Here is a 10,893-nt window from a genome sequence, read left to right as displayed (position 1 = left end):
CGGGAACTCGAAAGCGGCCGCCCGGCTAGCCGGGCACGCCCACGAGCTCGCCCAAGCGGAGGGTGGCACCGCGGAAGCCGTCGGCGTTCCACAGCTCGCTGGGCGGCGCCGCGTCGCGCCGGGGGCTGCGGGCGACGGTGCCGCCGGCTGTTCGGTAGGGGTCATGTCCTCCAGTCCCAGGTCGGCCGGCGGCGTTACATAACCCGACGCGTAACGCCCGGCGCCTTGCCGTGACTGTACTGCCAGCGCACCCGGGAAGGAGCAGCCATGGCTGACCACCTCAAGCAACGGCTCGGGCTCCGCCCCAGGGCGGCGGAGGCGACCCGATGAGATCCCTGCCGGCCCGCCATGACGACCTCGAACCGGCCCGGGAGACGCCTGGGCTGCGGGTCGTGCGGGACGTCGCCGAGCCGGACGTGGTGGCCGCGGCACGCGCCGCCCGCGCGTTCCTGGCCGCGCTCGGCGTCAACACAACCACGGACGGCATGGCCGACACGCCGGCGCGCATGGCGCGGGCGTACGCCGAGCTGTTCAGCGCCCGTCCCTTCTCGGCCACCACCTTCCCCAACGACGAGGGCTACGACGAGCTGGTGCTGGCCAGGGCGATCCCGCCGCGGTCAGTCTGTGAGCATCACCTGCTGCCCTTCACCGGCGTCGCCCACGTCGGCTACCTGCCCGGCGACCGCATCCTCGGGCTCTCCAAGCTGGCCCGGCTCGTCGAGCATTTCGCCGCCCGCCCGCAGGTCCAGGAGCGGCTCACCCAGCAGATCGCCGACTGGCTGCATACGGAGCTGGACGCCCGGGGCGTGGGGGTCGTGCTGGAGGCCGAGCACACCTGCATGACGCTACGCGGGGTGCAGGCGGTCGGCGCCCGCACAGTGACGTCAGCCCTGCGCGGGGTGCTGCGCGAGAGCCCCGCCTCGCGCGCCGAGTTCTTCGCGCTGACCGGTGTGCCGCACTGACAGCGCCGCGCTCAGTCGGCGTCAAACCCCGCGACCGGCCAGGGCTTGCCGGCGTAGCGCTGGATGGCCGGGCCGGCCGGCGGCGCGACCCGGCCGAACATGCCCGCCCCCACGCGCAGCAGCCGCGCCGGGTGCAGACGCGCGAAGGGGTCGTCGGCCAGGCGGGCCGGCCGGTCGCCGTGCTCGACGGTCACCGCGCCAGCGAAGTGCACGGCGTCGCGCACCAACGTCGAGACTGCCGCGAACGGCGGGCCGGCCAACACCCGGCGCATCGCCTGGGACACTGCCGGATCGTCGAACAGCGGCGCCACCTCCGGCGGGACCAGCACCAGCGAGACCCAGGCGGGCGGGCCGGCCGGGTCGACGACTCGGCGGTCCATGCGGACGGCGGTCCGCACCGGCTTGCGGCCCTTGGGCCAGGCCGCGACCAGCCCGACGGGGCGACCGTCCAGGTCGGTCGCGGCGGCGCTGGCCAGCGCGTCCTCCGGGTCCGGGAGCCCGGGCGGCTCCGGCAACAGGGCGAACCAGCACCAGCTCACCGGGTGGGGGCCTCCCAGTCGGGGCGGATCGCCCGGGTGACCGCCCGGTAGCCCTGCCGGAGTTCCTCGTTGGTCGGCCGGCCCCAGAACCAGTAGCCGTTCCAGGCCCGATGGATGGTGAGGTCGGGGGACAGCAGGAACGCGGTCGGCAGGTAGGGGCGGTGCACGGTGTCGGTGGTCTCGCGCAGCTCCAGCGCAGCCAGGTAGCGTCGGTCGGTGTCCGACAGGAACGTCCAGCGGGCGTCGAGTCCGGCGCGGAATGCCGCCGCGACCTCGGGCGGGTCGACGCTCACCGACACGAAACGCGTGTAGCCAACCTCTGCCTCTTCTTGGAGTCGCACCAGGCGGCGGAAGAAGGCCTGCTCCTTTGGGCACCAGAAACCGCGGTAGAAGTTCAGCAGCAGGGGGTCGCCGGCGGCCAGCTCCGACAGGTGGCGGACGTTGCCGGTGTGGTCGGGCAGCTCGAGGTCGGGAAACCGCCCGCCGGGGCGCAGGTCGTCACGCATCCGGATCGGCCACGGTCGGGTATTCGTCTGCCGGCCGATCGGCATGTGCCGCCGACTCGCCTGGTACGAGGTGGTACTCGGGCCGCACCGCACCCTGCGGGACCAGGTCAAACTCGTGCAGCCGGCAGCGAGACTCCCGCCGTCGGTCGGGCAGCTCGTGGTAGACACTGGCGTCGCGGTCGCCGCTGCGAAGGCCACCGAGCATGCTCTCCCCCCTCGTGCGAGGCCCATCCACCTGGAGTCTCCGTCGGGGGGCGTTTCGTTACGTAACGGAACCCGTGGGTGCGGAGACCATCCGATAGACCCGGGATCAGGCGCGAGGAGGAGATGGCCGTGAGGTGGATAGGCAGGCAGCGCACGACCGGCATCGTCGTCGCGCTGGCTGCCGCCGCGCTCCTCGCCTTCGGTGTCCTGGTGTGGTTCCAGCCGCAGAAGCTCCTGATCGACCAGCAGGTCGACGAGGCGCTCCCCGCCGCCGCGGCACCGCCGGCGACGGCCGCAGCCGGCACCGAGGCGAGCAAGCCCACCGGCGCGACCGCGCGGCAGGGCCCTGTTACCCTCGCGGCTGGGGTGTTCCGCTCGCTCGGCCATGCCACCACCGGCCGGGCGGCGGCACTCCACCTGGACGACGGCAGGCGATTCCTGCGCCTGGAGGACCTCCGCACCAGCAACGGGCCCGACCTGTTCGTGTACCTATCGGTCACGCCGGCGGGTGGGCCGCGTGACGCCTTCGACGACGACTTCCTCAGCCTCGGACGCCTGAAGGCGAATCAGGGCAATCAGAACTACGAGATCCCGGCCGGCGTGGACCTGCGGCGGTACCAGAGCGTGGTGGTCTGGTGCCGTCGCTTCACCTATGCGTTCGGCGCGGCGCCGCTGCGCTGATGGCAGACACAGGAGACGTCCGGCTCCTAGTCGGTGACCCGGTCGGGTCGAAGCCGCCGACCCGCTCGGGACTGGTCCCGCCGATCCGGTTGCAGTTGAGACCACCGGGACCAGGTGAGGGGCCGCGCCCAGCACGGCCGCGAACTCCCGGGGCGTCCGCCTCGAACGGCGAGTTCCGGACCAGCTGGGGGTGACTCATGCCAGGCTTGTCCCCGAACGCCGGCGTCCGTTACATGTCCCAGCTGCGGTGTCGAGGAGGGCTTCGGTCGGTGAGCAGGTCGAGCACGCTCGGGGGACTGCTGCTCTTCGTCGCCATCGGGGTCGTCTTGTCGCTGTACGGGCCGGCGATCCCCGAGCTACGCCAGACCTTCGAGGTCGGCGCCAGCGCGTCTGGGCTCGTGCTCAGCGCCCACTTCGCCGGAGCGATGGTCGGCATCGCCGGGTGGGCGCTGCTGGACCGCCGGCTGGGCACCGGTGCCTCGTTGCGCCTGGCGACCGCGTTGCTGGTCGCGGGTGCCGCGGGGTTGGCGCTGGCACCCGCGTGGCCGGTCGTGCTGGTCGCGGCGGCGGTGGTCGGCGTCGGCTTCGGGGTGCTGGTGGTCGCGCTCAACACGCTGTTCGCTGCCGGGTTCGGCAACCGCGGCGCGGCTATGCTGAACCTGCTCGGCGCCTGCTTCGGCGCCGGCGCGATCCTGGGGCCGCTAGCGTTCGCGGCGACCGGCGGCTTCCGCGGGCCGTTCCTCGGGGGCGCCGTGCTTGCGGTCGCCAGCCTGCCGCTGATGCGAGACGTCCGGTGGACCCCGCTGTCCGAGTTGCCGACCGGCTCGGGACGGCCGGCGCCGGCGCTGATCGGTGGGTTCGTGCTGCTGTATGTGCTGTATGTCGGCGTCGAGAGCGGCGTCGGCGGCTGGGAGGCGACCAGCCTCATGGCGGAAGGCGCCGGCGAGGCGGTCGCGGCGAACTGGACCGCCGGCTACTGGGCCGCCATCACGGCCGGCCGGCTGCTGGCCATCCCGTTGGCGCTGCGGGTGACCCCACCCCGGCTGGTCGCCGGCTCGCTGCTGCTGGCCGCGGCCTCGCTGACGCTGGCCCACACCCCGCCGCTGGCACCCTTGGCCTACACGCTGACGGGGCTGGCGCTGGCGCCGGTCTTCCCCACTGGGCTCGCCTGGCTGGCCGCGGCAGCCCCGTCCACGCGTGCGTCGACGGCGCTGGTGATCGCCGGCGCGCAACTCGGCGGGGTGGTGCTTCCGGCGGTGATTGGCCGGCTGATCGATGCCAGCTCCCCTGCCGTCATCCCGTCGACCCTCCTCGCCGTCGCGCTCGCCTGCCTGGGCACGGCGTTGCTGCTGCGCCGCTCCGCCGTCCACCTGTAACGACCCCCGCCTTGGGGGGTGGACTGTCCGCCATCGTTGCTTCGAGGGAGGGCCGCCTGCCTCGTGGCCATGGCGGTCGCCTTCCTGATCCTGCTCGCCGTGGGGCCGCGGTCGGGCTCGCCGCTCCACCCGCCTCGTAGAGAACCTTGACCGGCTGCAGGACACCAGCGCCCAGATCCGGAGGCAGGGGTCGTCCTGCTGCTGGCCGGTCTGGTCTACGTCTTTCAGCGGCTGGGGCTGGAGGTCATCCTGGCTGCCTTCCTGGCCGGGGCCGTCCTGGGGGATCGTCGACCGGGACGACGATCCTGCGCCGCGGCGATGGCCTGGCCGGGACTGTCACCCCCGCCAGGTCCGAAACTTGCGAAGCAGCCCCGCCATGGTCTCCGGCGGCACCGACTCGACGGTCGGTCGGCCGACCAGCCGGATGACGGCCTGCATCTGCTCCAGGTAGTGGAGGCAGCCGTCGCAGGCGTTCAGGTGCCGCTCGAAGCGGCGGCGGTCCTCGGGCGCCATGACGCCCTCGAGGTAGTCCGTGACGACCTCGACCACATCCTCGCAGTCGAACTCCGCGCCGCTCATGCTCACGCCACCTGCGCGTCGTCCAGATACCGCTCAAGGGCCCGGCGTACCCGCGAACGGGCCCGATGCAGCAGCACACGCTGGTTGCCGTCGGTCAGCCCGAGCAGCTCGCAGGCCTCGGCGGCGGTCAGCCCGTCCACGTCCCGCAGGACGATCACGGCTCGCTGGGTCGGCGGCAGGGCCTCGATGGCCCGCTCGACCTCGGCCCTCGTCTCCTGCGACAGCAGCAGCTCTTCGGGGACGTCCTGCCAGCTCCGTGGGGGCGAGGACCAGTGGCCGGCCCAGCGCTCCCCGGCGGGCAGGAACCGCTCCGGATCCACGGCGGGCTCACGATCCTGCTCGTCTAGGCCGTCCAGTGACGAGAAAGGCAGGGTGCGGCGCTCGCGCACCGCCCGGGTCTTCGCCAGGTTGCTCACGATGCGGAGAATCCAGGTGCGCAGCGACGACCGTCCCTCGAAGCGGTCCAGCTGCCGCAGCACACCGACCCAGGCGTCCTGGACGACCTCCTCGGCGACCGCCCGGTTGCCGAGATGGAACATGGCCAGACGCAGCATCGAGCCGTAGAGGCCCTCGACCAGCTGCGTGAATGCCGCCTCCTCGCCGCGGCGCAGCCGGTCCAGGAGTTCAAGGTCCTCAATCGACGCGATCGTGGCTGAGAAGTCGGCGACTGGCGCGTTCATCGCTTCATCCTTCCACGATCCGTCTGGTCGGCATGGGCAGTCTCCACCACCGCCGGTTCGGCCGCTTCACCCACCAGCGTGGTTCACCCGGGTGAACTGGCCGCGGGGCGGCCTTGACCTGGATGCTTGCCTTGTGGCGTGATTGGGCGGACCTGGCATCCGGAGGAGCAGGGGATGCCCAATCCCTTCCTGATCGACACCAAGCTGCGCGCCCCCGCGGTCCGGCCCGAGCTGGTGCCGCGGCGCCGCCTGGTCGACTGGCTCATCACCACCCGGACGCACAAGCTCACCCTGATCGACGCGCCTGCCGGCTGGGGTAAGACGACGCTGCTGGCCGAGTGGAGCGCCAACGGCGCCGAACGCCGGCCGTTCGCCTGGGTCTCCCTCGACCGTGCCGACAACGACCCGGTCCGCTTCTGGACCTACCTGATCGGGGCCCTGCGCACGGTCACGCCTGGCGTCGGCGACCGGGCGCTCGGCACGCTGCGCACCACTGGCACCAGCGTCGCCCGTGACGTGCTGCCTGAGCTGGTCAACGAGCTCGCCGCAGCGTCGCGGGAGATGGTGCTCGCCCTGGACGACTACCACGTGATCAACAACGACGAGATCCACGAGGGACTCGAGTTCCTCGTCGAGCGCCTCCCGGCCGAGCTACACCTGGCGCTGGCCACCCGCTCGGATCCCCCGCTGCCGCTGGCCCGGATGCGTGTCCGCGGGCAGCTGCTGGAGATCCGCTCCGAGGAGCTGCGCTTCAGCCTGCAGGAGGCGGCGGCGCTGCTCAACGAGGTACTCGGGCTGGGGCTGAGCGCCGCCGACGTGGCCCGGCTGCAGCAGCGCACCGAGGGCTGGGCGGCCGCCCTGTACCTGGCCGCGCTGTCGCTGCGCGACCGGGCCGACGCCGGCGGCTTCATCGAGGCGTTCGCGGGCGACGACCGCCACATCGTCGACTACCTCGGCGGTGAGGTGCTGGCCGGGCAGCCCCCGCAGATTCGGGGGTTCCTGCTGCACACCTCAACCCTGGAGCGCCTCTGCGGCCCGCTGTGCGACGCGGTGACCGGACGGACGGGCGCGGCGGCCGAGCTGGAGGCGATCGAGCGGGCCAACCTGTTCCTCGTCCCGCTCGACTCGACGCGCCGGTGGTACCGCTACCACCACATGTTTGGGGAGCTGCTCCGGCACGAGCTCGGGCGGTCGGAGGAACCCGAGTTGGTCGCCACCCTGCACCGCCGCGCCTGCGCGTGGCACCGCGACGCCGGATCGGTCCCCGAGGCGATCCAGCACGCCACGGCCGCCGGAGATGTCGCTGAGGCCGTCGAGCTGATCGCGGAGCACTGGCTGGGGTTCTTTAACCGGGGCGAGCTCGCGACGGTCGCCGGCTGGCTGGACGCGCTCCCGCCGGAGACCGTGGCCGGCGACGCGCGCCTGGCGGTGGCAAGGGTCTGGCTCGCGCTCGACCTCGGACGGCTCGAGGAGGCCGACCGCTGGCTGGCGGCGGCCGAGCGGGGCATCGACGAGGGACGGGCCACGGCTGGGGCCGCCGGGCTCGCCTCCGGTGTCGCCCTGCTGCGCGCCCTGCACCGCTACAAGACCGGTGACGTCGGCCGGGCGCTGGTGGCGGCCCGGTGGGCCGTGGAGCTGAGGTTGTCCAGCTCGTGCAGCTTGCAATTGAGGTCCAGCGCCGAGGTGGCCGGGTCGGCGCCGAACCGCACCGTCCCGTTCTGGTGCGCCACGCCCGACAGCCCCAGCCGGCCGCCCCAGTAGTGGCGGTTCTCCTGGATCTCCTCGCGGCAGCGCATCGCGTCCAGCAGGCTCTTGAACTTGGCGATCAGCCGCTCGAGGGCCTCGAGGTTGGTGGGCGTGTAGCGCAGGCTGATCCGGCCGTCGCGGTCGACCAGGACACGGTTGTCCGGCAGGGGCAGGTCCTCGGTGGTGAGCCAGAAGTCCAGGGCGTGGCGGGCCAGCTCGGCGGGGTCCTCGGACTCCGGGGCGTCGAAGCTGATGAGCACCGCCTCGCTCTTGCCGTTCATCTGCAGGGCCCCGAGCGGGTAGGGCCAGTCGCCGTCGCCGAAGTAGAAGTCGTGCACGCCCAGCGTCTTCTGGAACTTCGTCAGGTTCGGAGTCTGGGAGAACGCGATGAGCGAGGCGTTGTTGTGGAGCATGAGATGCCGGCCGACGTGGTCGGAGCCGTTGCCGAGCCCGTTGGGATGGGTGTCGCTGGCCGAGCCGAGCAGCAGCGCGGCGGAGTTGATCGCACCGCATGACACCACGACCACGTCGGCGGCGTACTCCTCCCGGGTGCCGTCGCGGTCGACCAGGACCCGGGTGACGGTGCGGCCGTCCGCCGAGGTCTCCAGCCGGGTCACGCGAGCGTTGGTCAGCAGGGTGACGTTGGGGTGGCGCAGCGCGGGCTCGACACAGGCGATGTGGGCGTCGGCCTTGCCGTTGACCAGGCAGGGGTAGCCGTCGAAGGTGGCGCAGCGGATGCACGGCGACAACCGGGGCGCGGCCTCGTCGAGGAGGATCCCCACCGGCAGCGGGAACGGCCGCAGCCCGGCCGCGGTCAGGTCGGCCTCCAGCTGGGCGATGCGGGGTTCGTGGCTGAGGGGCGGGTACCGGTAGGGCGCCGCCGACGGCGGGTCGGTCGGGTCGACACCCCGCTCCCCGTGCACGTGGTAGAGGTGCTCGGCGGCGGTGTAGTAGGGCTCCAGGTCCTGGTAGGAGATCGGCCAGGCCGGCGAGGTCCCGTCGACGTGCTGGAGCTCGCCGAAGTCACGCTCGCGGAACCGGAACAGGATCGCCCCGTAGAACTTGGTGTTCCCGCCGACGTAGTAGTTCTGCTTGGGGCTGAACTCCTTGCCGTTGTCGTGGTTGGTCCACTTGCCGGAGTTGTGGTACCGGCCGTCGGTCCACACCGCCTTGGGGCTCCAGTTCTCGGGCTCGCGGGGCAGGAAGTCGCCGCGTTCCAGCAGCAGGATCCGCTTGCCGGTCGGAGCCAGCGCGTGGGTCAACGTGCCGCCCCCGGCACCGGAGCCGATCACGATGACGTCGTAGTGGTCTGCCATGCCCGCTCCTTTAGACGATGGCCAGCGGCGTCACCCAGGCACCGGTGGCGCCGCGCAGCTTGGCGTGCGAGACGACGAGCAGGAACTCGAAGACGCCCTCGCGGGCGATCTGTTCCAGGCGCAGGTTCTCGGCCACCACGATGCCGTGGTGGGTGTTGAGGGTCTGGGGGACGACGAACGGCTCAGCCGGGTCCTCGGGCGGGTAGGGGCCGAAGCTCCAGGTGTCGCAGCCGGTGAGCGCGACCCGATGGTCGGCCAGCCAGCGGCCCAGCGCCATGCCCGGGCCCGGCTCGCCGGCGGCGTAGGCGGCGTTGTCGACGCCCCACAGCTGCCCCCACCCGGTGTGGAACAACACCGCGTCGCCTGGCCGCACGGCGAGTCCGGCGGCGGTCAGCGCGGCGTCGGCATCCGCGGGGGTCACCACGTCGCCGGCGCCAAGCCGGTCGGTTCCGCGCACCGCCGCCACGTCCAGCAGCAGCCCGCGGGTGACGATCTGCGGCAAGGTGTCGATACCGAGCCGGTTGGTGCCGTAGTCCTCGACGATGTCAGCGAGCCGGTGGCCGTTGTAGGTCCGGTCGCCGACCTGCAGGTGGTTCAGGCCGTCCAGGTGGGTGCCCATCTGCTGGGTGGCGGTGAGCTGCTCGACGATCCAGTTGACGTTGTTGCGGCCGAGCCCCGCGGGGCCGGCGTCCGGGCGGCGCCGGTTGGTGTGGTGGTAGTTGGTGGTCAGGTACTGGCGGAAGGTGCGCCCCGGGAAGGCGGGAATGTCCTGGTGCAGGACGTGGGCGAGGTCGTAGACCTGCCCTCGCCGCACCAGTCCCACCGCCCGCAGCACCCGCTGGGGGGTGAGCTCGTTGAGCGCGCCGGCCTGGTCGTCGGGGCCGTACCGGGACGGCCACCAGGTGTCGGTGGCGGCCTGATCGCCTGGGATCTCGACGTCGGTCATGCGCCCATCACTCCGATGACCAGGTCGTCTCGAACGAGGGGTAGAGGGTGAGCCCGCCGTCGATGAACAGGGTCTGGCCGGTGACGTAGGCGGCCTCGTCGGAGCAGAGGAAGGCGGCGACGGCGGCCATCTCCTCGGCGTCGCCGGCGCGGCGCATCGGGATGTGGCTCTCCACCATCGCCCGCTTCATCGGATCGTCGATCCAGGAGCGGTTGATCGGCGTGACGGTGGCGCCCGGGCCGATGCCGTTGACCCGGACGCCGCGCGAGGCGAACTCCAACGCCAGGGTGCGGGTGAGGTTCTGCATGCCGCCCTTGGAGACCGAGTAGCCGACGAACCGCGGCTTGGGGATGAGCTGGTGGACGCTGGAGACGTTGACGATGACCCCCGGCCGGCCGGCGTCCAGGAAATGCCGGACCGCGTACTGGGCGCAGAGGAACGCGCCCCGCAGGTTGACCGCCAGCACCTTGTCGAAGTGGCCGACCGGCAGGTCCTGGGTGTCGGCGGCGATCTGGATGCCGGCGTTGTTGATGAGGTAGTCGAGCCGTCCGTACTCCTGCAGCACGCGGTCGAACATCTGGGCGACGTCGTCTTCGTTGGAGACGTCGGCGCGGACCAGGATCGGCCGGGTCCCGGCCTCGCTCATCTTCTTCATACAGATGTCGACGCCGTGGTCGATGGCCTCCTTGGTCTCCTCGGCCCCCTCGACCGGCCCGACGTAGTTGATGGCGACGTTGACGCCTTCTTGGCCGAGCCGGATGGCGATGGCCTGGCCGATGCCGGAGCTGCCGCCGGTGACGATGGCGACCTTGTCCTGCAGTCCCTTCATGATGGCCTCCTGGCAGGTGTGGCTGGTGGTTGGCTAGGCGTGCGTCGGCTGCGGCTCGCCGGACGGTGGGGCGGTGGTCTGGGCCTGCTCCCAGGCGGCGCGCACCTCAGGCCTGGTCGGGTCGAAGTCGGCCTTGGTGCGCCGGAACAGGTCCTGCAGGTCCACCCAGAGCTGGTGGGTGGAGGGCCGGCCCCAGAACCAGTAGCCGACGTACACCTTGTCGATCACCAGCCCCGGGGCCAGCACGAGGGTGTGGGGGACGGTGGCGTCGTGGTGGGGGTCGGTGTACTCGCGGATGTCCAGGGCGCGTTGCACCTGCAGGTCGGCGTCCGCGAGGAAGGTCCAGTAGGCGCCGGTGGCGATGCGCATCTTGTTGGTGTCGTGCAGGTTGTTGGGCAGCACGGTCACCAGTTGGGTGAAGGCCACGGCGCACCACTGGTGGAAGGTGACCATTTCCCGCAGGTGCTGGCGTTCCCGCGGGCAGTGCTCGCCGCGTCCCAGCATGAGGATCATGGCGTTGTCGCCCTGC

At 71.9% G+C, this 10,893-nt stretch carries 11 protein-coding genes; 3 read left to right on the top strand and 8 right to left on the bottom strand.

The features are described from left to right. Positions 1-326: 326 nt before the first annotated feature. Positions 327-962 (top strand): GTP cyclohydrolase I FolE, encoded by a 636-nt coding sequence (gene folE / locus VG276_20250; GenBank protein ID HEV8651658.1) that lies wholly within the window; start codon positions 327-329, stop codon positions 960-962. Between the two features lie 11 nt (positions 963-973). Here folE and VG276_20245 read toward each other — a convergent pair whose 3' ends face one another. Further along, the gene (locus VG276_20245; protein ID HEV8651657.1) at positions 974-1,501 is read right to left on the bottom strand and encodes a hypothetical protein; all 528 of its coding nucleotides are present in this window, start codon (positions 1,499-1,501) and stop codon (positions 974-976) included. Beyond that, positions 1,498-2,007, bottom strand: coding sequence for a redoxin domain-containing protein (locus tag VG276_20240; GenBank protein ID HEV8651656.1), 510 nt, complete (start codon positions 2,005-2,007; stop codon positions 1,498-1,500). Before VG276_20240 ends, VG276_20245 begins: the two co-directional genes overlap by 4 nt. A 327-nt stretch (positions 2,008-2,334) precedes the next feature. Between VG276_20240 and VG276_20235 the strand changes: the two genes are divergently transcribed. Next, positions 2,335-2,892, top strand: a complete 558-nt coding sequence (locus tag VG276_20235) for a DM13 domain-containing protein (GenBank protein HEV8651655.1) — start codon at positions 2,335-2,337, stop codon at positions 2,890-2,892. A gap of 269 nt (positions 2,893-3,161) precedes the next feature. After that, positions 3,162-4,268: an MFS transporter gene (locus VG276_20230; protein HEV8651654.1), complete on the top strand. Its 1,107-nt coding sequence runs from the start codon at positions 3,162-3,164 to the stop codon at positions 4,266-4,268. Positions 4,269-4,604: 336 nt separating this feature from the next. Here VG276_20230 and VG276_20225 read toward each other — a convergent pair whose 3' ends face one another. The 6 genes from VG276_20225 to VG276_20200 all read right to left on the bottom strand — a co-directional run. Further along, positions 4,605-4,847: a zf-HC2 domain-containing protein gene (locus VG276_20225; GenBank protein HEV8651653.1), complete on the bottom strand. Its 243-nt coding sequence runs from the start codon at positions 4,845-4,847 to the stop codon at positions 4,605-4,607. A 2-nt stretch (positions 4,848-4,849) separates the two neighbouring features. Continuing rightward, positions 4,850-5,527 carry an RNA polymerase sigma factor gene (locus tag VG276_20220; GenBank protein ID HEV8651652.1) on the bottom strand — a complete coding sequence of 226 codons (678 nt, stop codon included), beginning with the start codon at positions 5,525-5,527 and terminating at the stop codon, positions 4,850-4,852. Between the two features lie 1,580 nt (positions 5,528-7,107). Then, the gene (locus VG276_20215) at positions 7,108-8,589 is read right to left on the bottom strand and encodes a GMC family oxidoreductase (GenBank protein ID HEV8651651.1); all 1,482 of its coding nucleotides are present in this window, start codon (positions 8,587-8,589) and stop codon (positions 7,108-7,110) included. A 10-nt stretch (positions 8,590-8,599) separates the two neighbouring features. Beyond that, positions 8,600-9,535 carry a cyclase family protein gene (locus VG276_20210; protein ID HEV8651650.1) on the bottom strand — a complete coding sequence of 312 codons (936 nt, stop codon included), beginning with the start codon at positions 9,533-9,535 and terminating at the stop codon, positions 8,600-8,602. Between the two features lie 7 nt (positions 9,536-9,542). Further along, positions 9,543-10,364: a glucose 1-dehydrogenase gene (locus tag VG276_20205; protein ID HEV8651649.1), complete on the bottom strand. Its 822-nt coding sequence runs from the start codon at positions 10,362-10,364 to the stop codon at positions 9,543-9,545. A gap of 33 nt (positions 10,365-10,397) precedes the next feature. Further along, positions 10,398-10,893: AhpC/TSA family protein (locus VG276_20200; GenBank protein ID HEV8651648.1), on the bottom strand; the 496-nt coding region annotated here is incomplete at its 5' end.

It is taken from the genome of Actinomycetes bacterium (genome assembly GCA_036000965.1).
GTDB lineage: Bacteria > Actinomycetota > CALGFH01 > CALGFH01 > CALGFH01 > DASYUT01.
The sequence above is the reverse complement of the archived record's forward strand: the minus strand, read 5'-3'. Positions and strand labels throughout refer to the sequence as shown.

Excerpts from the sequence above, each read along its gene's own strand:
- folE (HEV8651658.1), top strand. The coding sequence starts at position 327 with ATGAGATCCCTGCCGGCCCGCCATGACGACCTCGAACCGGCCCGGGAG.
- VG276_20240 (HEV8651656.1), bottom strand. The coding sequence starts at position 2,007 with ATGCGTGACGACCTGCGCCCCGGCGGGCGGTTTCCCGACCTCGAGCTG.
- VG276_20235 (HEV8651655.1), top strand. The coding sequence starts at position 2,335 with ATGGCCGTGAGGTGGATAGGCAGGCAGCGCACGACCGGCATCGTCGTC.
- VG276_20225 (HEV8651653.1), bottom strand. The coding sequence starts at position 4,847 with ATGAGCGGCGCGGAGTTCGACTGCGAGGATGTGGTCGAGGTCGTCACG.
- VG276_20220 (HEV8651652.1), bottom strand. The coding sequence starts at position 5,527 with ATGAACGCGCCAGTCGCCGACTTCTCAGCCACGATCGCGTCGATTGAG.
- VG276_20215 (HEV8651651.1), bottom strand. The coding sequence starts at position 8,589 with ATGGCAGACCACTACGACGTCATCGTGATCGGCTCCGGTGCCGGGGGC.
- VG276_20210 (HEV8651650.1), bottom strand. The coding sequence starts at position 9,535 with ATGACCGACGTCGAGATCCCAGGCGATCAGGCCGCCACCGACACCTGG.
- VG276_20205 (HEV8651649.1), bottom strand. The coding sequence starts at position 10,364 with ATGAAGGGACTGCAGGACAAGGTCGCCATCGTCACCGGCGGCAGCTCC.